Below are 25,241 nucleotides of genomic sequence, written 5' to 3'. Positions count from 1 at the left end.
ACGGCAACACGCCACACACCTCTCACGGGTCCCACCGCCGGTCCGGTCACCTGCGGTGGCCCGGCCGTGCGCCGTGTGGCGAGCGGAGCGTGAACCATCCTGCGCACAGGGCGAGTTCGGGCAGTCCGAAGCAATGAGTGAAGACCGTTCACACGTTCCTGCCACAACACGACACACCACAGGGCCTAGGCTGCATGCCAGAGGCGGCCGACGGGGGCAACGGCGGCGGCCAGGACGAGAGGGCGACACCATGACTTCCACATCCCGCACACCGGGCACCATCGAGGCGACCACGGCGCTTCTCCGCTCGGAACTCCCGCAACTGGAATCACACCAGCAGGCCCTGGAGAAGGAACTGGCCACGGTCACCGAGCGGTTGGAGTCGGTGCGTACCGCACTGGGCGCGCTCCAGGCGCTCTCCCCCGCCGCGGAGGCGGCCGAAGCGGTGGCACCGATGGCCGCGCCGGTGGAGGCGGCGCCGGCACCGGAGCCGCGGTTGGTGGCACCGCGGACCGCGCCGGAGGCCGCACCGGCCGAGGAGCCCCCGGCCGCGAAGGCCCCCGCGGAGGAGGCTCCGGCCGGGACGGCTCCCGCCGAGAAGGCCCCCGCCCGGGGGAAGGCGCGCGGCGCCGCCAAGGCCACGAAGGCCGCGGCCGGTTCCGAGGCCAAGGCGAAGACCGGGACGGCCGCCAAGGCGCCGAAGGAGACCAAGCGCCCGGCGAAGAAGACCGCCCCGGCCAAGTCCGCGAAGGGGGCCACCACCAAGAAGTCGGCTCCCGCCGCCGGCGATCCGCAGGGCGCCGGACTGACCGACCAGATCCTGGCCATCCTCGCCGCGGCGGGCGGCGACCCGGTCCGGGCCCGCGATGTGGCGGCGCAGTTGGGGCGCGACGCCACGCCCGGCAGCATCAACGCCGTACGGAGCACCCTCGACCGGCTGGTCGGCACCTCCCGCGCCCACCGGGCCGGGCGCGGCCTCTACCAGGCCTCCGGTAGCTGACGATCGGCGCCGCCGCACCCGGTGCCCTTCCGTCCGCACGCCCCGGACGGACCGGCGGTGGCTCGGGCCACCGCCGGTCCGCACCGTGCACGGACGGTACGGAGATCCCGCCACGCCCGACCGGGCCCGGCGGCTCGTCGGCTCAGGCGACGGACGCCAGGTGTTCCCTCAGCACCGCGACCACCGAGGGCGCCTGCGCGCTGAGATAGAAGTGGCCGCCGGGGAAGACCCTGAGGTCGAAGGCGCCCGTGGTGTGTCCTCGCCACTCCTCGGCCTCCTCCAGCGAGGTCTTCGGGTCGCTGTCGCCGGTGAACGCGGAGATGGGGGCACGGAGTGTGACACCGGGCGCGCACCGGTAGGTCTCGATGGCCTGGTAGTCGCTGCGCAGTGCCGGCAGGATCATCCGGAGGATCTCCTCGTCCCCGAGCAGCGCCGTGTTCGTCCCGGACATCGACTTCAGCTCGGCGACGATCCCGTCGTCGGTGCGCCGGTGCACGTCCTCGTCGCGGTGGCGCGACGGGGCGCGCCGCCCCGAGGCGAAGAGCCGGGAGATCTCACCGCCGTCGGCCTCGAAGCGCCGCGCGACCTCGAAGGCGAGGACGGCGCCCATGCTGTGCCCGAAGAACGTCGTCGGCCGGGCACCGAGCTGGGTGCGGACCGCCGCGTAGATCCGGTCGGCCATCACCCCGATGTCGCGGGGGCTGCTCTCCTTGAGCCGGTCCTGGCGTCCCGGGTACTGGACCGCGAACACCTCGGCCACCGGGGCGAGTTGTTCGGAGAGAGGGAAGTAGAAGGACGCCGAGCCCCCCGCGTGGGGAAAACAGAGGAGTTGTCCCGGGCTTTCCGGTGCGGGGTGGAAGCACCGGATCCACAGGCTCTCCTCGGTGGACGTCGCCATCGTGTCGCATCCTCCTGGTGCGTGCATACGGGCCGGGCACCGGGGCCTGGCCCTGGGCCGTCGTCACTCTACTGCGGCGGTACGCCGCCCGTCAGCATGACCATGCACCCGCCCGCTCGTCCCGGCGGGTCCCCAACCGGGTAAGGGAGCGGGGTATTTCACAGCCGGTCCGCGCACTTCGGGGCGGGCTTCCCCCGTAACCTCGGGGGGGAACGACCGGCGCCCGGACCGGCGTTCGAGCCCGACCCGGAAGGACAGAAGCGTGCCCGACGGAAAACTCCTGGCGGTCAGCGATCTGCATGTCGTGTACGACGAGAACCGCGCGCTGGTCGAGGGGATGCGCCCGGAGTCCGACGAGGACTGGCTGATCGTCGCGGGCGATGTCGCCGAGAAGTACGCCGATGTGGCGTGGGCCCTTCGGCTGCTGAGCGAGCGGTTCGCCAAGGTGGTGTGGGCGCCCGGCAATCACGAACTGTGGACCCATCCGCAGGACCCGTGCGATCTCCGTGGTGAGAAGCGGTATCTGCATCTGGTCGAGCTGTGCCGGGAGTTGGGCATCGCCACGCCCGAGGACCCCTACCCGGTGTGGCGCGGCCCGGGCGGTCCGGTCGCCGTCGCACCGCTGTTCGTGCTCTACGACTACTCGTTCCGGGCCCCGGGCGCCACCACCACGGAGGAGTCGCTGCGCGTGGCCCACGAGGCGGGCATCGTCTGCACCGACGAGTACTTCCTGCACGCGGACCCCTACGAGGGCAGGGACGCGTGGTGCTGGGCGCGCGTCGAGGAGACCGAGCGGCGGCTGTCCGCCGTCGATCCCGGTCTGCGTACCGTCCTGGTCAACCACTTCCCACTGGTACGGCACCCCACCCGGGTGCTGCGCCACCCCGAGTTCGCCCAGTGGTGCGGCACGGAGCGGACCGCCGACTGGCACACCCGGTTCCGCGCCGCCGCCGTCGTCTACGGCCATCTGCACATCCCCCGGGTCACCTGGCACGACGGGGTGCGCTTCGAGGAGGTCTCGGTCGGCTATCCGCGCGAGTGGCGCCCCCGGCCGCCGAGGGTCCCGCTGCGGGAGATCCTGCCCGTCCCTGACGACCGGAGTGCCTGGTGATCGAGTCCGTACTTCCCTCCACGGTCGCCTGCGAGGCGGCGTACGACGACCCCGGGCCCGGCCCGGGCGAGCTGGTGTACGCGCAGGAGACGGAGCAGGTCGCGAAGGCCGTGCCGAAACGGCAGCGGGAGTTCACGACCGTACGGCTGCTGGCCCGCCGCGCCCTGCTGCGGCTCGGTCAGCCGCCGGTACCGCTGCTGCCGGGCCACCGGGGGGCGCCCCGGTGGCCCGACGGGATAGTCGGCAGCATGACGCACTGCGACGGGTATCGCGCCGCCGCCGTGGCGCGGGCGGACGGGACGGCGTCGGTGGGCATCGACGCGGAGCCGGACGCGCCGCTGCCGGACGGCGTGCTGGACCTCATCGGGCTGCCGGAGGAGACCGAGCAGGTCAGGCTGCTGACGAAGCGGCACCCGGGGACAAGCTGGGACCGGCTGCTCTTCAGCGCCAAGGAGAGCGTCTTCAAGGTCTGGTACCCGCTCACCGGGATCGAACTGGACTTCTCCGAGGCGCGGATCGCCATCGACCCGGCCGAACGGAGCTTCAGCGCCGAGCTGCTGGTACCAGGACCGCTGGTCGGCGGCCGGCGCGTCGGAGTGTTTCCCGGCCGCTGGATCGCGGAGCGCGGTCTGGTGGTGACCGCGATCCATCTCCCGGCCACGCGGGGGCGGGGAACTGACGAAACGCGAGACTGACGAAACGCGGAACTGACGGAGCGCGGGACCGACGGAACGCGAGTCGGCTCGCGGGGACGGCGCGGCGCGAAAGCACCGCGCCGTCCGGCATGTCTCATTGAGCTGAAGATAGATTAATCCTATGGTTGCCACCGGCAATAGGCCTGAGGAACGGACCGGAGGCAACGGCGTGGCCACGATGCGGCGGCAGAATCCCGGCGAGCGGAAAGCCGGGTAACGCGCGGTGCATTCCCACTCCTTCCACGCCGGCATATCCGGCTGATTCCTCCGCCCCGCCCCCTCTGGGCGCGCCTGCCGAATCAGCCATGTGAAGTGGGATGACCATGCTTCAGGTTTCCATTGTCGTACCGTGTTTCAACGAGAGCGAAGTGCTCGGGTCCTTTCACAGCGCTCTGCTCGCCGCCCTCGAACCGACCCGGCAGACCTTCGAGATCTGTTACGTGGACGACGGCAGCACCGACGGGACCCGGCTGCTGCTGAGCGGACTCGCCGGCGCCGATCCACGGGTCCGCTACACCTCCTTCAGCCGTAACTTCGGCAAGGAGGCGGCCATGCTGGCGGGGCTGCGGATGTCCCGGGGCGACGCGGTGATCCTGATGGACGCCGACCTCCAGCACCCTCCCGACCTGGTCCCCCGGATGCTGGATCTGCACCGCCACGGCTACGACCAGGTCGTGGCCCAGCGCGACCGCGCGGGCGAGGGCGCCCTGCGCACCGCGCTGAGCCTCGCCTACTACCGGCTGGTGCGGCGCTGCATGGAGGTCGAAGTCGTCGACGGCGCCGGGGACTTCCGGCTGCTCTCGCGCCGCGCGGTGGACAGCGTGCTCTCGCTGCCGGAGTCCAACCGCTTCTCCAAGGGGATCTTCTCCTGGATCGGTTTCGACACGGCGAGCTTCACCTATCGGAATGTGCGGCGGGCCGCCGGAAAGTCGAAATGGGGCGGGCGGAATCTGCTCAACTACGGAATCGACGGACTCCTCTCCTTCAACAGCCGCCCGCTGCGGCTGGCGATCCACACCGGGCTGTGGCTCTTCCTCTCCGCGCTGGGTTACGCCCTGTGGATCATCGCGAATGTCGCACTGAACGGGGTGGACGCGCCCGGTTACACCACCCTGATCACCTCCGTCGTGGCACTCAGCGGAATCCAGCTCGCGACGCTCGGCATCATCGGCGAATACGTGGGCCGCATCTATCACGAGGCGAAACACCGCCCGCATTACGTGGTCCGCGAAACGGAACAGTCCCGAATCGGCGTCGGACCGCGCAACCGGGCCGCCCACTGAGGTCTTCCGGCCCGCGCCGGCCGGATCAGACCGGATCAGGCCGGCTCAGGCGAACGAGAGGCCCCAGGTCGTGTCCGCTCCCCCGAAGCCCCGAAAGGCAGTGGTGTGCATGGCCACGGGCGCGCCGAGCGTCATCCTCCCCGGAGAGCCGGCCGAACCGGCCGAACCGGCCGTCCCCGCGCCCGGCCCCGATCCGGGACACGGGCGGTCCCCGCGCGGCCGACGGACATACGGACCGCCCGCGCTCGCGGCGCTGCCCCTCGCCGTGCTGGCCATGGCGGCCTGGCTCGGCCGCCATGTCCGCCCCAGCGCGGACGACTGGTGCTTCCTCCCCCAGGTGCGCGACCACGGCGTCACGGGGCTGATCGGGAAGTTCTACGGCACGGACAACGGGCGGCTCGGCAACGGTCTGCTGGTCGGGCTGTACGCGAAGCCCGGCATCGCGGGACACGAGTGGTTCGCCGCGGTCAGCGCCGTCGTGATGCTGGCCCTCCTGTGGGGCACGGTCCGTACGGTGCTGCGCCTGGCCGGGCGCACGGCGCCGCGCGGTGTCCCGCTGCTCGTGGCGGCCATGACGGCCGTGGTCTTCCTCTTCCCGACGCTCAACATCTACAAGACCTTCTACTGGCCCGCCTCCTCCGTCTCGCACACCATGGCACCGGTGCTGGCCTGCGCCGCGGTGATCCCCCTCGCGTGGGCCCGCTCACGCCGGGGCCGGCGCGCCGCCCTGGCCACCGTGTTCGTCACCGGCTGCTTCCTCGGGACGCTCTCGGAGGAGACCTCGGCCGTCGCCCTGGTGGCGCTCATGGCCGGACTGCTGGTGCGCTCAAGGCTCTTCGTCCCGCGCGTACGGCCGTACGCGCGGGCCTGGTGCCTGACCGGGCTCGCGGGCGTGATGAGCGGTCTGGTCGTCCTGGTCACCTCCCCGGGGTCACGGCAGCGCCGCGAGCGCTACGGGGCGGCGACCGGCGAGTTGTTCGCGCCCGCCTCGCTGGCGGAGTCGTTCCACGGCTTCCTGGAGATCCTGGGCACGGTCCTGACCACCTGGCAGTACGTGGGGGCCGTCGCCGCCGGTCTGCTCCTCGGGCTGCTCGTACGGGACCGGTCCGCGCACCCGTCTGTGCTGCTGCCCTGCCGTCCCGCCGTCCCGCTGGTCACCGGCGCCCTCGCGGTCGTCGTCTCCGGCTATCTCTGCACGGTCCTCACGTATCCGCTCTTCGGCGAGGGCGTGGCGCGCGCGGCGCGCACCTGGAACGACTATCTCCTGCTGTACGTCCTGGTGCTGACGGGCGCGGGCGCGCTCCTGGGGCGTGCGCTGCGGCGCGCCGGGTGGCGTACGGGTGCGGTGGCGGCCGCCGGCGCCGTGGTGTGCGCCGCCTCCTGTGCCGGACTGGCCGTCCCCGTCGGCGATCTGGGCCAGGATCTGCGCGTACGGGCGGAGCGCTGGGACCACCAGGACCGGTGGCTGCGTGAGCACGCGGCGCGGGGCGCGCGGGTCCTGCCGTACCACCCCGTGCCGATCAGCGGGATGGGCGAACCGTTCGGCGGCCATCGGCACAGGCCCTGGCCCGCCCGGTGTGTCGCCGCGTACTACCACCTGTCGCGGGTCACCTTCGCGCCGGGGAAGGTGCCGTGATCCCGGTGCGCCGCCGCGGCGGCGCACCGGGCGCTCGTCCCGGCCCGGCGTGAATATCCCGGTCCGCGCCCGCAAAAGCGTGTGGGATGCTGAGCTTTCCCGCACTTCTCCTTCTTCCCCGTGAGGCATTATGCGCTGCGTCATCGCCCGCTTTCCCTTCGAACTGACCAAGAGCGAGGTGCAGCAGGCGATGAAGGGCGTCAAGCCCGAGCCGATCACCGGCGAGTCCGTGGTCATCGGCCGCCGCAGCTACCCGGTCAAGCAGGTGGGCGAGGTGATCACCCGGCAGGACCGCCGTGACTTCACCGCCTTCGAGGTGACGCGCGCACTGACCCGGCTCGGCTTCACCTGCCGGGCCACTCCCGAGCCCGCGGCGCCCCTCACCCCGCTGGAGACTGCCTCGGCGCTGCTGGGGCCGGCCGCCCAGGACTGACCGGACCGCCCCCGTGGGCGGCCGTGGGCGTAGTAGAGTCGGCGCCCATGTCGAAGCCTGATCATCTGCTTGTTGACATCGCCACCACCGTGGAGTCCGAGCAAAGCAATCAGATGTCCCTCACCGTGGTCGTCCAGGGCGCCGTCCTCACGGGCCGCCTGGCGCCCGAAGCCGTATGGCGGGAGCGCGTGGCGGAGGTCCTGGAGGACTCCGAGCGTCTGGCACCGTTCGCCGCCATCTTCGTCTCCCCCGACCGGGGCGCCCGCCCGCGCCGGAGCAGCGAGCCGCCCACCCATCTGCACTTCCATGTGGCCCGGATCCTCCAGGGCACGCTGGGCATCCCGGAGACCGGCGGCATGTACCGTATCGCCGTCAAGGACGTCAGCGCCTGGACGGTGGGGGACGTCAGCTACTCCGACGGCTGAGCACCCGCGGCGCGCCCGCGCCCGACCGAGCCCCCGTCCGTCCGTGACACACGGGGAGGGCCCCGGTACCGATCGGTACCGGGGCCCTCCCCGTGTGTGAGCGCGCGCTCCACGCCCCGTCAGGCGGCGTTGTCCCGGGGGGCGCGGCGCTGCGCGGCGGCGGCGCGGGCCGCGGACTGCTCGGCGTTACGGCGCGACTGCGGCGAACGGCCCCGGGCCCGGCCGCGCGACGAGGGGCCGCCGCGCTGCGGGCGGTCGGCCACCGGCGCGCTGATGGTGACGGGGACACCCGACGGTGCCTGGGCGCCGGTGATCCGGTGCAGTTCGGCCTCGCCGGAGCGGACCTGGGTGGTGTGCGGGGTGATGCCCGCGTCGGCCATCAGCCGGGTCATCTCACGGCGCTGGCCCGGCAGCACCAGGGTGACCACGCTGCCGGACTCCCCCGCGCGGGCCGTACGGCCGCCGCGGTGCAGATAGTCCTTGTGATCGCTGGGCGGGTCGACGTTGACGACGAGGTCGAGGTTGTCGACATGGATGCCGCGGGCGGCGACGTTGGTGGCCACCAGCACCGTGACATGGCCGGTCTTGAACTGCGCGAGGGTGCGGGTGCGCTGGGGCTGGGACTTGCCGCCGTGCAGCGCGGCGGCGCGTACGCCGCTGTTCAGCAGGTGCTCGGTGAGCCGGTCGACGGCGTGCTTGGTGTCCAGGAACATCAGCACCCGGCCATCGCGCGCGGCGATCTCCGTGGTGGTGGCGTACTTGTCGGCGCCGTGCACATGCAGCACATGGTGTTCCATCGTGGTGACCGCGCCCGCGGACGGGTCGACCGAGTGGACGACCGGGTCGTGCAGGTAGCGACGGACCAGCAGGTCGACGTTACGGTCCAGGGTCGCCGAGAACAGCATCCGCTGGCCCTCGGTACGCACCTGGTCCAGCAACTCCGTGACCTGCGGCATGAACCCCATGTCGGCCATCTGGTCGGCCTCGTCCAGCACCGTGATCGCGACCCGGCCCAGCCGGCAGTCGCCGCGCTCGATGAGGTCCTTGAGCCGTCCGGGCGTGGCCACGACGATCTCGGCGCCGCCGCGCAGGGCGCCGGCCTGCCGGCCGATCGACATCCCGCCGACGACGGTCGCCGTCCGCAGCCGCAGGGAGCGGGCGTAGGGGGTGAGCGCGTCGGTGACCTGCTGGGCCAGTTCCCGGGTGGGGACGAGGACCAGGGCCAGCGGCTCGCGCGGCTGGGCCCGCTGGCCGGCGGTACGGGCGAGCATCGCGAGGCCGAAGGCGAGGGTCTTGCCGGAGCCGGTGCGGCCCCGGCCCAGCACGTCCCGGCCCGCCAGCGAGTTGGGCAGGGTGGCGCCCTGGATCGGGAAGGGCTCGGTGACGCCCTGTCCGGTGAGCGTCTTCAGTACCTCGGCGGGCAGGTCCAGCTCGTCGAAGGAGGTCACCGGGGGCAGCGCCGGGGTGATGGTCACGGGGAGCGCGAACTCCCCCTTCGGCGCGGCGGGGCGCCGCCCGTAGCCACCGGAGCGGCCCGGGGCGCCCGAGCGGCCGGCGGGCTGACCGCCGAAGCGGCCGCCCCGACCGGCGGCGGGGCCACCGGAACGGGTACGGGAGTAACGGTCGTTCGTGCGCGGTGCGCGGTTCATTCAGAACCTTTCTCGATGGGCACGTATCGAGAATTCCCAGGCAGAAACCGCGCGGAGAATCGCAAGAACGAGCCGGATAAATACAAAGCAGCTGGGGCCCGCATCTCAAGGGTGCGGGCCCCAGCTACGTCAAACGCTCGACGTCAGGCGGGAACGATGTTCTCCGCCTGCGGGCCCTTCTGGCCCTGCGTCACGTCGAAGGTCACCTTCTGGCCCTCCTGCAGCTCACGGAAGCCCTGGCTGGCGATGTTCGAGTAGTGGGCGAAGACGTCAGCGCCGCCACCGTCCTGCTCGATGAAGCCGAAGCCCTTTTCCGAGTTGAACCACTTTACGGTGCCACTGGCCATGTTTGATCTCCTTCGGGGTGATCCCCGGGGGCCCGCACTGTGCGTACCCCACGCCGCCGCGATGATTACCCCGTCCGGAGAAATCTCCAGAAATACAAAAGCGCACCCACCGGCATAGAAACCGGTAAGAGCACTTGAAGTCTTTGGGAACCACAACCGCAACTGAGATCAACAGTAGCACGGGGTGAGCATCCGGTACGGCGCGCATTTAGCACTCCGCCGGTCGCACCACAAAAGTTCACCGGGCATGAAGATTATTTCTGCGGTGGCGGCCACAGACATTCAGGAATCGCCTGCGCCGCCCCGGCCCGCGGTGGAACGTGCTCCGGACGCCGGGGCGGCCGGTCCGGCGCGCGAGAGCCCTTCCGCACGTCCGCGCCTATGTTGAGAGGCGTCATGTGCTGGAGCGCGACGGCCGACCTCGTGGCGGGCACCGCGATCACCGCGATCGGGGCGGCCTGTCTGGTCCGGGTGCGCTCGGCCCGTGAGCTGCCGCTCGCCGCGCTGCCGCTGATCCTGGGGGCGCACCAGATCATCGAGGCCGCCGTGTGGCGGGCCGGCGGAGGCTCCGGTCCCGCGACCCTGGCCTGGGCGGTTGTCGCGCTGCCCCTGCTGGCCGGATGGGTACCCGTGGCCGTGCTGCTCGCGGCGCCGCCCGCGGCGCGGCGCCGGCTGGCGGTTCCGGTGGCCGTCGGGCTCGCCACGGCCGGGGCCCTGGCGTACGCCCTCACGCGCCGTACGGTGACCGCCGAGATCCGGGGCCACACGGTCGGGTACGTGATCGACCTGCCGTACGCCGCGCCGCTCGTCGCTGGCTATCTGGTCGCCACGGTCGGCGCCCTGCTGCTCGGCGGGGACCGGTGGGTGCGGCTGCTGGGTGTGGTGGTGGCGCTCGGCGCGGTGCTCTGCGCGGCGCTGTGGCGTCTGGAGTACGTCTCCACCTGGTGCGCCCTGGCCGCGGTGGCCTCCGTCGTGCTGCTCGTACGGGGACGCGCGCCGGACGGGGCGGTGCGCCCGGCGAACGGCGGCAATCGGCCACGGGGGTGAACACGCGGTGGCGGTGGCCCGTATCACTCCGCAGCACCCGCGCCCGCGGTGCGGCCCTCTCCGCCAGGGTTCCGTTCCGAGACCCAGAGGATCAGTCCATGAATGACGCCGTCAACACCTCCCTCCGCGCGCTGCCCGACGGGGAGGCCGAACTCCGTCTGGTGGTTCGGCTGGGGTGGGAGGACGTCGCCTCGCTGGGGCAGGAGGCCAGTCGGCTGGCCGCCCAGATGAAACGTCCCGTCAGTCTGGACGAGGCCGCGAGCCACCGGTTGCGCACCCGGGCCGCCGCCGGCCACGCGAAGCCCGCGCAGGACTGGCCGGTCACCGCCCCGGCCTCCACCGTGTCGTCGCTGACGTCGCGTACCCCCGGCGAGCACGCCCGGCAGGCGATCGAGAAGATCAACGGCTCCGTCCCCGACCAGGCGGCGCAGCGTTCCGTGCAGCCGGGGGTCCAGCCCGTGCAGGCCGCGGTGCCACCACCGGCCTCCGCCTGACGGCACACGGCCCGCTCCTGGGGCGCCGACGTGCGCGGCGCCCCGCCCGGGTGAACCATGGCTACGGGAGTGCCGAGGACGGCTCCCGCGGACCCGCCAGAACGGAGTGGACCAGAGCCATGCCGGCGTCACCACAGGCCGTAACCGGGGCCCCCTGCTGGGTGAGTCTGATGGCCCGCGACCTGCGCGCCGCCCAGGAGTTCTACGGCGCGGTCCTCGGCTGGACCTTCCGCCCCACCGAGCTGGGCGACGCGTTCTCCGTGGCGCTCTCCGGCGGCCGGGCCGTCGGCGGGATCGGGGCGCTGGCCCCGAGCCTGCAGGCCGCCGTCGCCTGGACCCCGTACTTCGCGGTGGAGGACGCGGACGCGGCCGCCGCGCGTATCCGGGAGCGGGGGGCGACCGTCGCGGTGGGCCCCCTCGCCATGAGCACGGGGCGCGCCACCCTCGCCGCCGACCCGGACGGCGCCGTGTTCGGCTTCTGGGAGGGCAGGACCGTCGTGGGCTGGTCGGTGGGCCGGGGCAGCGGGCCGGCGCGGCTGGAGCTGCGTACCCGGGACGCCTTCGCGGCGGCCATCTTCTACGCGCAGGTGCTCTCCTGGGGCTCCGACGAGCGGCGGAGCTGCGAGGTGCACTACGAGAACGACCAGGTGCTGGTCCGCGACGGTACGCACACGGTCGCCGCGCTGCGCGGCGGGGCCGTCGAGAGCGCGCCCGACCCGCAGATCCGGCCGCGCTGGCACGTCTACTTCCGAGTGGCCGACGTGGCCTGCGCGGCGGCGGCCGCCGCGGCGGCCGGGGGCGGCGTCGTCGCGCCGCCCGCCGTCTCGGACTCGGGCCACGAGGCCACGCTCCGCGACCCGGACGGGGGCCTGTTCACCGTCGTCGCGTGAGGCGGGGCGTCCGGCGTCCCCCGCGCGGGTGACGAACAAGATGCGGCCGATCGAGCGCGTGACGCGCCGACGGCACCCAGATGGCCGAACCGATCGCCGGTGGTCCCGCGCAGACAGGCAGCGCCAGTCAGCGGCAGTCTTTTTCTGTCGGCATCAGTCGATAACGGTCGATTTATTTTCGTGACCCTCCGTATTCGTTAAGTTACTTCAGAACCGGTCCGGCGGGGATACGATCCCCAACAACGTCTGGTGAAGAGGTAGTTCAACCCATGATCAACTCGCATGAACACGGTGAGGCCGACGGCGTCCGCCGCCCCCTGGGCCCGCGCCAGGTCATACCGGCCGCGCACCGTCGACACCTCCCGTGACCTCCACCGGGTGACCTCTGCCGGACCACGTTTCCTCAGCGAACCCAAAGGTTTTCCATGGCACGTTCCCCCGCGCCCCCTTCTCTGCCCCGGGGCAGCTCACCGTGGCTCTGGCCGGCCACCCTCGTGGTCGCGCTCGTGGCCTTCGCCATACCGCTGGTGCCCCTCGCCCGCATGAGTACCGGAGCGGCCGTGGCGTACGGCGCGTCCGCCGCGCTGCTGCTCGTCGCCTTGGCGGTGCTGCGCGGCCGGCATCAGCGGGCCGAGTACGACGCCTCCCGGTTCCTGGACGAGGCCAGGGAGCGCGAGGCCGAGGCGGTGCGCCGGGAGACCGGCTGGCGCGCCCATGCCGAGCAGCGCTCCAAGCACCAGGCCGAGCTGGTGAAGGAGGAGGTCGAGCATCTCGTCAACCAGCGGCTGCCCGCGGCCCTCACCCGTTCGGAGATTCCCGCGCCGCTGCACGGCGGCGAACAGCTCGGGCGCGCCGTGAGCGACGGATTCGATCTGTTGCTCTCCTCGGTCACCGGTGCCGTGCAGTACCGCGAGGAGTCCCAGCGTCTGGCCCTGGTGGAGCTGGCGAGCCGGGTGCAGACCTCGGCGCACCGGATCCAGGCCGCCGTCACCGGCCTCGCGGACCGCTTCCCCGGCGACGCCGACCTGCTGGAGACCACCATGCGGGTGGACCACGCGGCGACCCAGCAGGCCCGGCACGCGCAGAGTCTCAAGGTGCTGTGCGGCGAATGGCCCGGACAGCAGTGGCAGAAGCCGCTGGCGATGGTGGACGTGGTGCGCGCCGCCTCCGGCCGGATCGTCGCCTACCAGCGGGTGCAGGTGACCGGCGACCCGGACCTCGGGGTCACCCCGTCGATCGTCGAGCCGCTGATCCACCTGCTGGCGGAGCTGCTCGCCAACGCAACCGAGTACTCGCCGCCGCGCACGGCGGTGCCGGTGACCGTGCGGACGGTGCAGCGCGGCGCGGTGGTCGAGGTGGACGACGGCGGTCTCGGCATGGACGAGTACCGGCTGGCCGAGGCGCGCGAGATCGTCTCCGGCCGCCGGCTCCTCGGGGTCGGCGAGGTCGGCGAGATCCCGCAGACCGGTTTCGCGGTCGTGGGCCGCTTCGCCGACCGGCACGGCTTCCATGTCGACCTCGGGCCCTCCCCGTACGGCGGGGTCCGCGCGGTGGTTCTGGTCCCCCGCGACGTGCTGGAGACACTTCCCCCCGCCGGTACGGCCGCCGTGCCGCTCGTCCGCAGGAGGTCCGGGGTGCCCGTCGCGGAGGGATCCCCGGCCGTGTCCGAGGCGGCCTCGACGGCGGATCCCGCGGTCCGGGAGGGGCGTGCGGGGCGCGAACCCGCCGGGGTACCCGGACCGGTGGCATTCTCCGCGCCGGTCGCCTCCGCCGAACCGCCGCCGCCCGTCCCGGCGGTGGCCGAGGCGATGGCGGACGCCGTGAGCCCGTACGTCCAGGAGTCCGTACTGCGGCCCGCGCCGGAGCGTGCCTCCCTCGTACGGAGGCTGCCGCAGCGGCGCTCGCGGCGCGACGAGTACGCGCCGGTGGAGGCGGGTCCCGTCGCGGCCACCCCGCCGGGCACGCCCGAACAGGCGGGCGACTGGATGGAGCAGTTCATCGAGGGCGGCCGGTCCGTGCCGTCGCCCGACCCCGTACCGCATCAGGGCCACTCCGTACCCCACCAGGGCCAGCGAGGCCTTTCGTACCCCACCCCCGATTCACCGGAAGGACTGACGTGAGCATGAGTTACACGGAGAACCCGGAGCAACGCGGCTGGATGATCGCCGAGGTGGCCGCAGTGCCGGGGGTGCGCGAGGTGATCGTCTTCAGCGCCGACGGACTGCTGCTGGCCAGCTCCGAGGGGACGGACCGGGACTCCGCCGACCGGCTGGCCGCCAACTGTTCGGGGCTCCAGTCCCTCGCCCGCAGTCTGGGCAGGGAGTTCGGCGAGGACGGCGGGGCGGTCCACCAGCAGATGGTGGAGTTCAACGGGGGCTATCTGTTCATGCGCAGCGCCAGAGGCGCCCATCTCGCGGTGGTGACCGGCCCCGTGGTGGACCCGAAGCTGGTCGCCCGGCAGATGCAGGCGCAGGTGCTGCGGATGGGCGCGGGGAACCTGTCCAGCCCGCCCCGGCAGGAATCCGTGCGGTGAGTGGCCCGGACAGCGAGTACGGCGAGTATGCGGCGAACGCCCTCCGCCCGTATGTGATCACCAAGGGCCGGTGCAGGCCCAGCCGTAACACCGTCGGCGTCGAGAGCCTTCTCATCGCCGCCGACTCCCCGCGCGACCTGCCGGTCTCCGCGACCCGGGAGGAGCGCGCCCTGGTGCGGATGTGCGAGCGGCTGCTCTCCCTCGTGGAGGCCGCCGCCCATCTCGAACTGCCGGTGAGCCTGGTGAAGGTGCTCGCGTCCGATCTGATCGACGACGGTCATCTCTGCGCCCGCTCCGGCGTCCCTCAAGCCGTTCTCCCCGATTCCCAACTCCTTCAGGAGGTACTGGATGGTCTCCGTCGGCTCCGCTGACCGCTATTTACCCGACACGATCCAACAGGCCGTCAAGATCCTGGTGGTGGGCGCGTTCGGCGTCGGGAAGACGACCCTGGTCGGCTCGGTCAGCGAGATCGAACCGCTGCGCACGGAGGAGGTGATGACCGAGGCGTCCGTCGGTGTGGACGATCTGGCCGGGATGAGCACGAAGACGACCACCACCGTCGCCATGGACTTCGGCCGGATCACCCTCAACTCCCGGCTGGTGCTCTATCTGTTCGGCACCCCGGGGCAGCGCCGGTTCTGGGATCTCTGGGACGGACTGGCCGAGGGCGCGCTGGGCGTCCTCGTCATCGTCGACACCCGGAGGCTGACGGACAGCTTCGACGTCCTCGAACAACTGGAGCTGCGCGGGCTGCCGTTCGCCGTCGCCGTCAACCAGTTCCCCGACAGCGAGGTGCACGGTACGGCGGAGCTGCGCGGGGCGCTCGATCTGCTGCCGGACACCCCTGTGGTGATGTGCGACGCGCGGGAGCGCATGCCGTCGGTGGACGCCCTGATCAGCCTGGTCGAGTACGTGTCGAACGTCTCGCACGCCGGCGCCGAGCCCGCCAAGGAGACCGCCTCATGACCCGCCCCCCCGCGCTCACCCCGCTCTCGCCGCCGCCGGAGTGCCCCGCGCGCCACACGCCCGGGGCACCCGTGGACGGGGATGCGCCCATGCCGCTCGCCGCGGCCACGGGCGCGCCCGACCCCCGGGAGGTCTACCGCGCGCTGCGCGCCCGGTGGGGCAATGTCGCCAAGGTCGAACTGGATCCAGGCGTGCACGCCTGGCTCGTTCTCGGCTACCGGGAGCTGCTGACCATCACCCGGCAGGAGCAGATCTACTCCCGGGACGCCAGGAACTGGCGCGACCTCAACGACGGGGTCGTGTCCCCGCGGTCGAGGCTGCTCCCGATGATGGGCTGGCGCGCCAATGTCCTCGGCGCCGACGGCGCGGAACACCGCAGGCTGCGCCAGCCCCTCGACGAGGGAGTGGCCAGGATCGACCAGCGCCGGGCGCGCCGTCAGGTCGAGTCGGTGTGCACGGAGCTGATCGCGGGGTTCTCCCAGCGCGGCCGGGCGGACCTGGTGACCGAGTACGCCACGATCGTGCCGATGCTCTCCATCGCGTCGCTGTTCGGGCTGAACAGCGACGAGGGCCAGAAGCTGCTGGGCACGCTGGTCGCGGTGTTCGGCAGCGCCGACGACTCCCAGGACGGCAACCGGGACTTCGAGGGGATCCTCGCCGACGCGCTGCGCCAGCGGCACAGCAACCCGGCGGACGATCTGACCACCTCGTTCATCAACCATCCGAACCTCCGTAACGACGAGGAGCGTCTGCAGTCGATGGCGGCGATGATCTCCGCCGGTACGGAGGGGGTCAACGCGTGGACCTCGCTGGCGCTGCGGCTGCTGCTCACCGATCCGCGCTTCGCCGCCCGGATGCACGGGGGGCGGCTCGGCGTGGACGACGCGCTCGACGAGGCGCTGTGGCGCGACCCGCCGATGAACAACCAGCCCGCCCGTTACGCGCTCGCCGACACGGAGCTGGGGGGCCGGCTCATCCGGCGCGGTGACGTGCTGATCCTGGGGATCGCCGCGGCCAACGACGATCCGGTGATCCGTCCCGACGACGCCGCGAGCGAGCCGGGCAACCGGGCCCATCTCGCCTTCTCGGCGGGTCCGCACGCCTGTCCCGCGCAGGTGCCGGCGCGGCTGATCACCCGTACCGCGGTCAACACCGTGCTGCATCTGCTGCCCGACATGAAGCTCGCGATCCCCTCCGAGGAGGTGGCCTGGCACCCCTCCCCGTGGACCCGGGTGCCCAAGTCCCTGCCCGTGGAGTTCTCCCCGGCCCGGATCCCGGTCCGCGGCGGGGAGCGGGCGGCGGCCGGGTGAGGGTGCGACGGCCCCGGTCCGGTCACCCGCCGTCCGGCGGGTGATCCCCGCCGGACGGCACTCCCGGTGACCGTGGCCGCTGCCGCACCATGGTCACCACCGGTCGCAGGGTGTGACCACGGACAAGGGAGAGCCGATGACCGCCACGGAGCCACAGCCCACCGGGACCGAACGGCCGGTCCCGGCCCCTCCGTTCGACCCGGAGCTGGGGGCGGCGCTCGATGTCATCCTCGCCGAGATGGGCGGCCCGCTGGATTTCACGGACCTCCCCGCCCTCCGGCGGGGCCGGGGATTCGGTTCGTCCGACGAGGATCTGCGCCGCGGCGGCGCCATCGAGCTGGAGGAGCGTACGGTGCCGGGGCCGCCCGGTGCGCCGGACATCTCCCTGCTCATCTGCCGACCCGCCGGAACCGGTCCGTCCGCCACCTCACCGGGGCTGCCCGCGCTTTACCAGATCCACGGCGGCGGCATGATCCTCGGGAACAGCAGGACCGGGCTGGAGAACCCCCTCGACTGGGCGCTGGAGCTGAACCTGGTCGTGGTGTCGGTGGAGTACCGGCTCGCCCCCGAGCATCCGCATCCCGCGCCGGTGGAGGACGTGTACGCGGGGCTGGTCTGGACGGCGGAGCACGCCGCCGAGCTGGGCATCGACCCCGACCGGATCGTGGTCGCCGGCGGCAGCGCGGGCGGTGGACTGGCCGCGGCCGTCGCGCTGCTGGCCCGCGACAGGAACGGGCCCGCGCTCGCCGGGCAGATGCTCATGTGCCCGATGCTCGACGACCGCAACGACACCCCGTCGAGCTTTCAGATGGCCGGCCAGGGCGTCTGGGACCAGGCCGCGAACCACATCGGCTGGACTGCGCTGCTCGGCGAGTCGCGCGGTGGTCCGGACGTCTCCCCGTACGCCGCTCCCGCGCGGGCCACGGACCTGTCGGGGCTGCCGCCCGCGTTCATCGACGTCGGCTCCGCCGAGACCTTCCGGGACGAGGACGTGACGTACGCGTCCCGGCTGTGGCAGGCGGGCGGCCGGGCGGAGCTGCATGTGTGGCCCGGTGGCTTCCACGGTTTCGAGTCGCTGGCGCCGCAGACCGCGCTCGCCCAGGAGGCCAGGGCCGCCCAGTTGCGCTGGCTCACCCGGCTGCTGGGGAGCTGAGGCGCGGTCGGCCGGCACGCCCTTGGCGCCGGGCGCCCGGCGTCGCAGGATGAGAAGGTGAAGGAACTCGCGGGCAGACTCGCCGCGCTCGACCCGGACGCGGGGGCGGCGCTCCATGTGATCGCGTACTTCGACCGGCTGGTCGAGGGCCGGGCGGGCCTGGAGGCGCTGGTGCGCGGCGCGGCGGTGCTCTCCGGGTGCCCGGCCCGGCTGGTGGACGAGGAGCGGGGCGTACGGATCCGGGTCGGCGCCGACGGCGTACGGCTGGCCCGGGGCGCTTCGCCCGAGCCCCGCTGGATGTCGGCCCCGCTGGAGCCGGACGGCGCTCCGGCCGTGTGGCTGGAGCTGGCCGGGCCGCCCGGCGGGGTCCACGCCATGGTGCTGGAGCGGAGCGCGGCCGCGGCGCGGGTGGTCCTCGACCGGACCCGGGGCCGGGCCCCGGTCCAGCGGCCCGGCGACGATCCGGCCTCGGTGGAGGTGCTGCTGGACGCGTCCGCCCCGGAGCACGCGCGGCGGCAGGCGGCCGGGCGGCTCGGCCTGCGGGACACGGCGTCGGCCCGCGCGGTGGCACCGGCCGGGGCGCCGCCCGTGGTCGAGCCGGTGCCCGCGCCAGGAGCGGGCTCATCCGCCGTGCGGGGGCCGTCCGCGGCCGGGGAGCGGCGGGCCGGGGTCGGCCCGGCGGTGCCGGTGCTCGCTCTGCCGGTCTCCTGGGCCGCCGCGCGGGTCGCGCTGCGGTTCACGGCGGAGGGCGACGAGCGGGGCCCCGGCCCGAGGACGGTGTACGCGGACGACCTGGGCACCCTGGTCCTGCTGGCGGACGCGGTCGACGCCGGGGCCGAACCGGTTCCCGACGTACGGGCGCTGGAGCGCGCGGTCGCCACGGCGCCCTGGGCGGCGCTCACGCTGCACACGGTGGCGTTCGCGCCGAGTCTGCGCGCCGCGGCGGTGGAGCTGACACTGCACCACTCGACGCTCCAGGACCGGCTGGCCCAGGCGGAGCAGTGGCTCGGCTGGCCGGTGCAGGATCCGTACGGGCGGCTGCGGCTCCAGCTCGCGCTCATGGCGCGGCGGCTGCACCGGGCCGCAGGGCGCTGACCGGGCCCGCCGCTCCCCCGGGGTGCGGCGACCGGAGCCGAGTCCCTTTCCCCGCATGACGTCCGATTGGCCGGAATTCACATACCACTTCACGATCCGCCTGATTACAGTGGCCTGATGAATGGGTTGCCGCCTCTCAGCAGTCGCACCATGGGCCGGATCTCCGCCGCCCGGCTGGCGAGCACGCTCGGGCAGTGGCACCGGGGCGGTCCGCGCAGCGGCGGGCACGATCTGGCCGACGCCCTAGCCACCCGGATCAGGGACGGCAGACTGCCGCCGGGGACACGGCTGCCGTCCGAGCGGGAGCTGGCCCTCGCGCTCGGGGTCAGCAGGACCATGATCGGCGCGGCGCTGGAGCGGCTGCGGGACGCGGGGCTGGTCGCGTCACGTCAGGGCTCCGGGTCCTGGACGGCGGCGCCGCCCGGGGAGCGGCTCCCGGATGCCGGGCGGCCGGAGGGCGCCGGGCCGATCGATCTCACCCGCGCGTCCCCCGGCGCGGCGGACGGTCTGCTGCCCGCCTTCGAGGCGGCGCGGCGGGCCCTGCGGGAGGCGTTGCGGGACGAGACGTACGACGATCTGGGCATCGCGCCGCTGCGTGAGCGGATCGCCGCCCGGTACACGGCGCGCGGTCTGCCCACGACACCGTCCGAGATCATGATCACCAATGGGGCGCACCACGGTTTCGCCCTGGCGTTGCGGCTGCTGACCGGGCCCGGCGACCGGGTTCTGGTCGAGGAGCCCGGCTATCCGCACGCCTTCGACGCGGTGACGACGGCACGGGGCCATCTGGTGCCGGTGCCGGTCGATCCGTTCGCCGCGTCCGGCTGGGACGTCGAGGGGATCGCGGCGACGCTGCGCCAGACCTCGCCCCGGCTGGCGTATCTGATGGCCGACTTCCACAACCCCACCGGGCGGAGCCTGGGCGCCGGGGACCGTGAGCGGTTGGGCGCGGTGCTGGCCGCCACCCGGACCCATGCGGTCGTCGACGAGACGGCGGTGGATCTCGGCCTCGGCGGCGGGGATTCGGACGGGGACGGGCCGGGGAGCGCGCCGCCGCCGCTGGCCGCGTTCGCGCCGCGCTGGACGATCACGGTGGGCTCCCCCGCCAAGACCCACTGGGGCGGCCTGCGCATCGGCTGGATCAGGGCCTGCGAGGAGCTGATCGGCGGGCTCGGGGAGATCAGGGCCTCGCTGGATCTCGGCTCGCCGCTGTTCGAGCAGCTCTGGCTCTCGGGGCTGCTCAGCGACCCAGGGCCGGCCCTGGGACCGCGCCGGCGTGAGCTGCGTGACCGGCGGGACACGCTGGTCGCCGCGGTGCGCGCCGAGTTGCCCGACTGGTCCTTCCGTACACCGGCCGGCGGCGTCAACCTCTGGTGCCGGCTGCCGGAACCGGTCGGTTCACGGCTGGCCGCCGCCGCGCGGCAGCATGGCGTGCTGCTCACGCCCGGGGCCCGCTTCGGGGTGCGGGACGGGCTGGAGCGGTGGCTCCGGCTGCCCTTCACCCAGCCGCCCGAGCGGCTGCGGGAGGCGGTGCGCCGGATCGCCGCCGCCCGCGCCGGTCTGGTGGCCCCGTGAGGGCGCGCGGTGGCTACCCTGAGCGTGATGTTCACCCCTGAGGGCCCCACCTTTCGCGAACTCGCCGTGCAGGCGCTGTCGTCCGTCGAGCACGGCTACGACCTGCTGGCCCCGAAGTTCGACCGGACGCCGTTCCGTACGCCCGGTCCGGTGCTGGACGCGGTGTTCCGTACGACCGCTCCGCTCGGTCCTTTCCGTACCGGACTCGACATCTGCTGCGGGACCGGCGCGGGGGTCCAGGTGCTGCGCCGGCTCTGCGCCGAGCGCGCCACCGGTGTCGACTTCAGCGCGGGGATGCTCGCTGCCGCCCGCGCCGACCTGGGGGATTCCCCGGGCCCGGCGGTGGAGTGGGTACGGGCCGACGCGCGCGCCCTGCCGTTCCGGGACGCCTTCGACCTGGCGGTGAGTTTCGGCGCGTTCGGGCACTTCCTGCCCGGTGAGCGGCCCGTGCTCTTCGCCGAGGCGTACGCGGCGCTGCGGCCGGGCGGCCGGTTCGTCTTCCCGGTGCCCGCGCCGCCCCGGGTCGGCTCGGCGGCGTACTGGGCGATGTGGGGGTTCGACGGGGTGATGCGGCTGCGCAATCTGCTCCGGCATCCGCCGTTCGTCATGTATTACCGCACCTTCCGGCTGCCGGACGTGCTGGCCGACCTGGCGGGCGCCGGGTTCACGACCGGTCTGCTGCCGCTGGCCGGTCTCGGCACCCGGCCGGACGGCAGCCCCCGCTGTGTCCTGGTGGTGGCCACCAGGAGCTGATCCGGGGCGGTGGGCGCCGGGGCGTTACGCCCACTCCCGGGAGGCGGCGACCGCGGTGGTGGCCGCCTTCTCCACCAGGGTGATCCCGGCCTTCATGCTGACGTTGCCCCGGGAGAGCACGGCGAGCAGATAGCTGTGTCCGTTCTCCTCGATCCGGCCGATGCTGTTCACGTCCCACAGGCCGGTCCCGCTCCGGGAGAGCCAGCCGTTCTTCAGCCCGGTCGCCGTGCCCGCCGCCGAGACGCCCCAGTCCTGGTCGGCCGCTATCCCGCCCATCAGCTCCCGTATGTACGCGCGGGAGGCGGCGGTCAGCGGGGAGGTGGCGCCGTCCCCGAAGACCGACGACAGCAGGGTGATCTGGTCGGCCGCGGTCGACTGGGTCAGCCCCCACAGCGGGCCGCTCCCGGCGGTGGTGCCGGTCAGCCCCAGCCGCTTGTTCGCCGCGTCGAGGCCGTCGCCCGTGCCGATCGCGCGCCACAGCGCGGTCGCGGACTCGTTGTCGCTCACCTTGATCATCTTGGTGGCGTGGGACTTCTCCGCGGTGGTGAGCGCCCGGTGCTCGTCCTGCGCCCGCAGCAGCAGCGCCGCCAGGATGTCGACCTTCACGATGCTCGCCGTGTCGTAGGTCCCGCCCGCGCCGGGCTGCCCCGCGCCGACGCCGTAGTCCGCCTCCCGGCCGTCCTTGAGGTCGATCACCGCCACCGAGACCGATGCCTTGGCGGGCTTCGGCAGTGCGGCGAGCCGCCGCGTCAGGACCTCGTCGGGGTCGGCCGGGGACGACGGCGTGTCGAGGGAGTCGGAGGTCTGCCCGGAGAGCCCGCCGATCCACGGCACCGCGCCGGAGGCGCCGCCGGACGGTGACGGGAAGCCCGTCGCCGTCCATACGGTCAGGCAGACGGCCGCCGCGGTGGCCGCCGGGAGGGCGGCCCGGCGCGGCAGGGAGCGGCGGGCGGAGGGGATCGAACGGTGGTGGGGCATGCCGGAGAGGCTAGGAACTCTCACTGAGCCTTGTCTGTGGCCCAGGTTAAACTTCTATGACTTATTTTCTGACACACCATCGAATCAGTGATGTGCGTCACCCCGCACCAGGGAAGTAGCGGTCCAGCAGGGTGTTACGGAACACACCTCGCGGGTCGAGCCTGGCCGCCAGCGCCTCGAAGTCGGCGTAGCGCGGGTACACGCCCCTGACCTGCTCGGGCCCCATCACGAAGAGCTTGCCCCAGTGCGGCCGGGTGGCGAACGGGGCGAGCGCCTCCTCGATCGCCTCCAGCACCGGCGTCACCGCGTCGGTGTCCGGGACCCAGGTGAAGTGGAAGGCCACCGTGGACCGGCCGTACGCGGGGCTGAGCCACAGGTCGTCGGCGGCGACGGTGCGTATCTCGCCGACCTGGAGCACGGACGCGATCCGCTCCCCGATGCGGGCCAGCGCGTCGAAGGCGGCGGGGCCGTCCTCCCGTGCCACGAAGTACTCGCTCTGGAGTTCGTCGCCGCTGCTCGGGACGTAGCCGGCGCGGAAGTGGGGCAGCCGTTCGTGCCACGGCCCCGGGATGCCGGCCTGCTCGGTGCAGGTCGACGCGTCCATGCCGGGCACCGGATGGCGGGGGCCGTCCGCGGGCAGGGCGCCGTGCCAGGTGTCCGGCGCGGAATCGGAGCCCGGGTCGCCGGTCCGCTGCTTCAGCCACACCTGGGCCGCGCCACCGGGGCGCCAGTCGGTGAAGACGCTCACGCTGTAGGCGGCGGACAGGATCGCGTCGAAGCGCTCGCGCAGCGTCTCGGGCGCCAGTCCGTCGTACACCCGCTGCCGTATCTCGTAGGCGGGTACGAGGCCGAGCGTCATCCGGGTGACGATCCCGAGGGCGCCCAGGGCGACCACGGCGCCGGGGAAGTCCGCGTCGCCGCGGGCGAGCCGGAGCGGTTCGCCGTCGGCGGTGACGATCTCCAGCGCCTGTACGGCCGATGCCAGGGTGCCGTTGCCGGCCCCCGAGCCGTGGGTGCCGGTGGCACAGGCGCCGGCGACGGAGATGTGCGGGAGCGAGCCGAGGTTGTGCAGGGCCAGTCCCGCCGCGTGGACCGCGCCGGTGAACTCGGCGAACCGCAGCCCCGCGCCGACGGTGACCGTGGCCGCCGCCGCGTCGACCTCCACGGTCCTGGGCAGTCCGGCCACCGAGACCAGGTCGCCGTCCGTGTCGGCGATCGTGTTGAAGGAGTGGCCGCTGCCGAGGGCCCGTACGGCGTCGCCGCCCGCGACGATCTCCCGCAGCCGCTCCACCGACGCGGGGGTGTGCAGACGTGCCGCCCGGAAGGTGATGTTGCCCGCCCAGTTCCGTACCGCCGGCGGTACGGAGGTGTCGCGCGGTCCCTGGTTGCGTCCGGGCGCGTGGGGCACGGAGGTCTCCTTCGCTGCGTCGGGGCGCGGGGCCATGCCCGCTCGGGGTTCTTCTTATCAGGAGTCCCACCTGCTTGGTTAGGGGCTGTGGCGTGCTCGCACGGCATGTGGGACGGCGGCGCAGGCACGGCGGAGAGAGGGTGAAGCACGGTGGCCGAGGATCTTCCCGTGGCGCGGCGGTGGGCGGTGGGGGCGCTGCTGGTCATGACGTTCGCGACCGGTCTGGTGGACGCGGTGAGTTTTCTGCGGCTCGGCCATGTCTTCGTCGCCAACATGACCGGCAATGTGGTCTTCCTGGGGTTCTCCGTCGTACGGAGCGACCGGCTGCCGGTCGTCGCGCCGATCGTGGCGATGGCGGCCTTCGTGCTCGGGGCGTTCCTCGGCGGTCAGCTCAGCAGGCTCCTCGGCGGCCGGCCGCGGCTCTGGCTCGGCGGCGCGTTCGCCGGGCAGGCGGCCGGGCTGGCGCTGACGGCGCTGCTGGTCGGTACCGGGGTGCTGCGCGCCGAGGGGCGGGAGCTGCTGGCGATCGTCGCGCTGCTCGGTCTGTGCTGCGGGCTGCAGAACGCGACGGTACGGCTGCTGGGGCCCCGGGATCTCACCACGACGGTGCTCACCCAGACCCTCACGGCGCTCACCGCGGAGAGCGTGCTCGGGGCAGGGACCGGTGCCCGGCCGCACCGCCGGGTGGGGTCGGTGCTCGCCATGTTCGCCGGGGCGGCCTGTGGGGCCCTGCTGCTCCAGGTGACCCTGGCGGGGGTGGTGGCGCTGGCCGCCGTGCTGGTCGCGGGCGTGGCCTGGGTGTTCGCGCGGGCGCCGCTGCCCGAGGGTGCGCCTGTCTGAGCGCGGGGCGGGGTCCGGCCGGGACCGGGCCGGTGTGTACGGGGTGCTCCGCGTCCGGCCCGGCCGCCCGGGGCGGGTCAGTCCGTCGCCGCCAGCAGCTTCCCGACGCGCCGCAGCGCCTCGCGTACGTTCTCCTCGCTGGTGGCCTCGGACGCCTCGGCCGGGGTCATCCAGCGCAGGGGCGCGTCGGGCCGCTCCGGTCGGACGGCGTCCGGCAGAGCCGTGGTGAGGACGTACCGGAGGTCGGCGTGTTCGTGCGCGGGCTCGCCGCCGCCCGCGGGCACGGGCACGATCACCACCTGGACAAGGGCGGCGTCCCGCCAGGGCGTCAGGTCGCCGAGTCCGGTCTCCTCGCGGGCCTCGCGCAGCGCGACGTCCAGGGGCTCGGTCTCGCCCGGGTCGCCGTGGCCGCCGACCTGGAGCCAGGTGCCCATCCGGGGGTGGCGCCGCATCAGGACGCGCCCGCTGCCGGGGTGCACGATCAGGGCCGAGGCCGTCACATGCAGAGGGATGGCGCGCAGCCAGGGGTCCTCGGCGCCGTGCGCGAGTTCCCGTACGCGGGTGACATCGGCGGCCTCGGCCCGGTCGTGGGGCCGGTAGCCGTCCAGCACCTCGTCGATCCGTCGTCCGGCTGTCCGCATGCGCCTCTCCCTGTTTCCCGGCTCGTGGTTCCGGTCTCCGGCCGGTCGCCGCGCGGGGGTTCGCGCGGGCCGGGTGCGGTG

26 protein-coding genes are annotated in these 25,241 nt (G+C 73.3%); 20 read left to right on the top strand and 6 right to left on the bottom strand.

The window, feature by feature from the left end:
• Positions 1 to 250 precede the first annotated feature (250 nt).
• Entirely contained in the window at positions 251 to 1,000 is a 750-nt protein-coding gene (locus tag ACIQ7D_RS19765) for a hypothetical protein (protein ID WP_403939184.1), read from the top strand.
• A 142-nt stretch (positions 1,001 to 1,142) separates the two neighbouring features.
• On the opposite strand, the gene ACIQ7D_RS19760 is transcribed toward ACIQ7D_RS19765, so the two are convergent.
• Positions 1,143 to 1,898 (bottom strand): thioesterase II family protein, encoded by a 756-nt coding sequence (locus ACIQ7D_RS19760; protein WP_403939182.1) that lies wholly within the window; start codon positions 1,896 to 1,898, stop codon positions 1,143 to 1,145.
• Positions 1,899 to 2,160: 262 nt separating this feature from the next.
• Between ACIQ7D_RS19760 and ACIQ7D_RS19755 the strand changes: the two genes are divergently transcribed.
• The 6 genes from ACIQ7D_RS19755 to ACIQ7D_RS19730 all read left to right on the top strand — a co-directional run bounded on the left by ACIQ7D_RS19755 (position 2,161) and on the right by ACIQ7D_RS19730 (position 7,481).
• Positions 2,161 to 3,009 carry a metallophosphoesterase family protein gene (locus ACIQ7D_RS19755; protein WP_403939181.1) on the top strand — a complete coding sequence of 283 codons (849 nt, stop codon included), beginning with the start codon at positions 2,161 to 2,163 and terminating at the stop codon, positions 3,007 to 3,009.
• Entirely contained in the window at positions 3,006 to 3,704 is a 699-nt protein-coding gene (locus ACIQ7D_RS19750; protein WP_403939179.1) for a 4'-phosphopantetheinyl transferase, read from the top strand. The genes ACIQ7D_RS19755 and ACIQ7D_RS19750 overlap by 4 nt, the downstream gene beginning before the upstream one ends.
• Positions 3,705 to 4,072: 368 nt before the next feature.
• Complete coding sequence (locus ACIQ7D_RS19745) at positions 4,073 to 4,987, top strand: glycosyltransferase family 2 protein (protein WP_403939177.1); 915 nt, start codon at positions 4,073 to 4,075, stop codon at positions 4,985 to 4,987.
• Positions 4,988 to 5,096: 109 nt separating this feature from the next.
• Positions 5,097 to 6,623, top strand: a complete 1,527-nt coding sequence (locus ACIQ7D_RS19740) for a DUF6056 family protein (protein ID WP_403939175.1) — start codon at positions 5,097 to 5,099, stop codon at positions 6,621 to 6,623.
• A 130-nt stretch (positions 6,624 to 6,753) separates the two neighbouring features.
• The gene (locus tag ACIQ7D_RS19735) at positions 6,754 to 7,056 is read left to right on the top strand and encodes an SCO5918 family protein (RefSeq protein ID WP_403939174.1); all 303 of its coding nucleotides are present in this window, start codon (positions 6,754 to 6,756) and stop codon (positions 7,054 to 7,056) included.
• A gap of 47 nt (positions 7,057 to 7,103) precedes the next feature.
• Positions 7,104 to 7,481, top strand: coding sequence for a hypothetical protein (locus tag ACIQ7D_RS19730; protein WP_403939172.1), 378 nt, complete (start codon positions 7,104 to 7,106; stop codon positions 7,479 to 7,481).
• Between the two features lie 119 nt (positions 7,482 to 7,600).
• Here ACIQ7D_RS19730 and ACIQ7D_RS19725 read toward each other — a convergent pair whose 3' ends face one another.
• Together ACIQ7D_RS19725 and ACIQ7D_RS19720 are read right to left on the bottom strand one after the other, a co-directional pair.
• Complete coding sequence (locus ACIQ7D_RS19725) at positions 7,601 to 9,130, bottom strand: DEAD/DEAH box helicase (RefSeq protein ID WP_403939170.1); 1,530 nt, start codon at positions 9,128 to 9,130, stop codon at positions 7,601 to 7,603.
• A 143-nt stretch (positions 9,131 to 9,273) separates the two neighbouring features.
• Positions 9,274 to 9,477, bottom strand: a complete 204-nt coding sequence (locus ACIQ7D_RS19720) for a cold-shock protein (protein ID WP_403939168.1) — start codon at positions 9,475 to 9,477, stop codon at positions 9,274 to 9,276.
• A gap of 396 nt (positions 9,478 to 9,873) precedes the next feature.
• On the opposite strand from ACIQ7D_RS19720, the gene ACIQ7D_RS19715 reads away from it, so the two are divergent.
• From ACIQ7D_RS19715 to ACIQ7D_RS19660, 12 genes are all read left to right on the top strand, one after another.
• A complete protein-coding gene (locus ACIQ7D_RS19715; protein ID WP_403939166.1) occupies positions 9,874 to 10,524 on the top strand; it encodes a DUF6629 family protein in 651 nt (216 codons plus the stop codon).
• Positions 10,525 to 10,622: 98 nt separating this feature from the next.
• Positions 10,623 to 11,018, top strand: a complete 396-nt coding sequence (locus ACIQ7D_RS19710) for a hypothetical protein (protein ID WP_403939165.1) — start codon at positions 10,623 to 10,625, stop codon at positions 11,016 to 11,018.
• A 170-nt stretch (positions 11,019 to 11,188) separates the two neighbouring features.
• On the top strand, positions 11,189 to 11,908 hold the full coding sequence (locus tag ACIQ7D_RS19705) for a VOC family protein (protein ID WP_403939163.1): 720 nt from the start codon (positions 11,189 to 11,191) through the stop codon (positions 11,906 to 11,908).
• 425 nt (positions 11,909 to 12,333) lie between these two features.
• The gene (locus ACIQ7D_RS19700; protein WP_403939161.1) at positions 12,334 to 14,028 is read left to right on the top strand and encodes an ATP-binding protein; all 1,695 of its coding nucleotides are present in this window, start codon (positions 12,334 to 12,336) and stop codon (positions 14,026 to 14,028) included.
• A 2-nt stretch (positions 14,029 to 14,030) separates the two neighbouring features.
• Complete coding sequence (locus ACIQ7D_RS19695) at positions 14,031 to 14,441, top strand: roadblock/LC7 domain-containing protein (RefSeq protein WP_403939159.1); 411 nt, start codon at positions 14,031 to 14,033, stop codon at positions 14,439 to 14,441.
• Entirely contained in the window at positions 14,438 to 14,812 is a 375-nt protein-coding gene (locus tag ACIQ7D_RS19690) for a DUF742 domain-containing protein (RefSeq protein ID WP_403939157.1), read from the top strand. The genes ACIQ7D_RS19695 and ACIQ7D_RS19690 overlap by 4 nt, the downstream gene beginning before the upstream one ends.
• Positions 14,790 to 15,407 (top strand): GTP-binding protein, encoded by a 618-nt coding sequence (locus ACIQ7D_RS19685; RefSeq protein WP_403939156.1) that lies wholly within the window; start codon positions 14,790 to 14,792, stop codon positions 15,405 to 15,407. The genes ACIQ7D_RS19690 and ACIQ7D_RS19685 overlap by 23 nt, the downstream gene beginning before the upstream one ends.
• Positions 15,404 to 16,717, top strand: a complete 1,314-nt coding sequence (locus ACIQ7D_RS19680; protein ID WP_403939154.1) for a cytochrome P450 — start codon at positions 15,404 to 15,406, stop codon at positions 16,715 to 16,717. Before ACIQ7D_RS19685 ends, ACIQ7D_RS19680 begins: the two co-directional genes overlap by 4 nt.
• A gap of 136 nt (positions 16,718 to 16,853) precedes the next feature.
• Positions 16,854 to 17,870: an alpha/beta hydrolase gene (locus tag ACIQ7D_RS19675; RefSeq protein WP_403939152.1), complete on the top strand. Its 1,017-nt coding sequence runs from the start codon at positions 16,854 to 16,856 to the stop codon at positions 17,868 to 17,870.
• Positions 17,871 to 17,927: 57 nt separating this feature from the next.
• Positions 17,928 to 18,965, top strand: coding sequence for a helix-turn-helix domain-containing protein (locus ACIQ7D_RS19670; RefSeq protein ID WP_403939151.1), 1,038 nt, complete (start codon positions 17,928 to 17,930; stop codon positions 18,963 to 18,965).
• A 117-nt stretch (positions 18,966 to 19,082) separates the two neighbouring features.
• Positions 19,083 to 20,540, top strand: coding sequence for a PLP-dependent aminotransferase family protein (locus ACIQ7D_RS19665; RefSeq protein WP_403939150.1), 1,458 nt, complete (start codon positions 19,083 to 19,085; stop codon positions 20,538 to 20,540).
• 27 nt (positions 20,541 to 20,567) lie between these two features.
• On the top strand, positions 20,568 to 21,293 hold the full coding sequence (locus ACIQ7D_RS19660; RefSeq protein WP_403939149.1) for a class I SAM-dependent methyltransferase: 726 nt from the start codon (positions 20,568 to 20,570) through the stop codon (positions 21,291 to 21,293).
• A 24-nt stretch (positions 21,294 to 21,317) separates the two neighbouring features.
• On the opposite strand, the gene ACIQ7D_RS19655 is transcribed toward ACIQ7D_RS19660, so the two are convergent.
• Together ACIQ7D_RS19655 and ACIQ7D_RS19650 are read right to left on the bottom strand one after the other, a co-directional pair.
• On the bottom strand, positions 21,318 to 22,271 hold the full coding sequence (locus ACIQ7D_RS19655; RefSeq protein WP_403939148.1) for a serine hydrolase: 954 nt from the start codon (positions 22,269 to 22,271) through the stop codon (positions 21,318 to 21,320).
• Positions 22,272 to 22,368: 97 nt separating this feature from the next.
• Positions 22,369 to 23,679: a D-arabinono-1,4-lactone oxidase gene (locus tag ACIQ7D_RS19650; RefSeq protein WP_403939147.1), complete on the bottom strand. Its 1,311-nt coding sequence runs from the start codon at positions 23,677 to 23,679 to the stop codon at positions 22,369 to 22,371.
• A gap of 150 nt (positions 23,680 to 23,829) precedes the next feature.
• On the opposite strand from ACIQ7D_RS19650, the gene ACIQ7D_RS19645 reads away from it, so the two are divergent.
• The gene (locus tag ACIQ7D_RS19645; protein WP_403939146.1) at positions 23,830 to 24,519 is read left to right on the top strand and encodes a YoaK family protein; all 690 of its coding nucleotides are present in this window, start codon (positions 23,830 to 23,832) and stop codon (positions 24,517 to 24,519) included.
• Between the two features lie 77 nt (positions 24,520 to 24,596).
• Here ACIQ7D_RS19645 and ACIQ7D_RS19640 read toward each other — a convergent pair whose 3' ends face one another.
• The gene (locus ACIQ7D_RS19640; protein WP_403939145.1) at positions 24,597 to 25,160 is read right to left on the bottom strand and encodes an NUDIX hydrolase; all 564 of its coding nucleotides are present in this window, start codon (positions 25,158 to 25,160) and stop codon (positions 24,597 to 24,599) included.
• Between the last annotated feature and the right edge of the window lie 81 nt (positions 25,161 to 25,241).

The organism is Streptomyces sp. NPDC096310, assembly GCF_044763125.1.
In the GTDB taxonomy this organism is placed as follows: Bacteria; Actinomycetota; Actinomycetes; order Streptomycetales; family Streptomycetaceae; genus Streptomyces.
The sequence above is the reverse complement of the archived record's forward strand: the minus strand, read 5'-3'. Positions and strand labels throughout refer to the sequence as shown.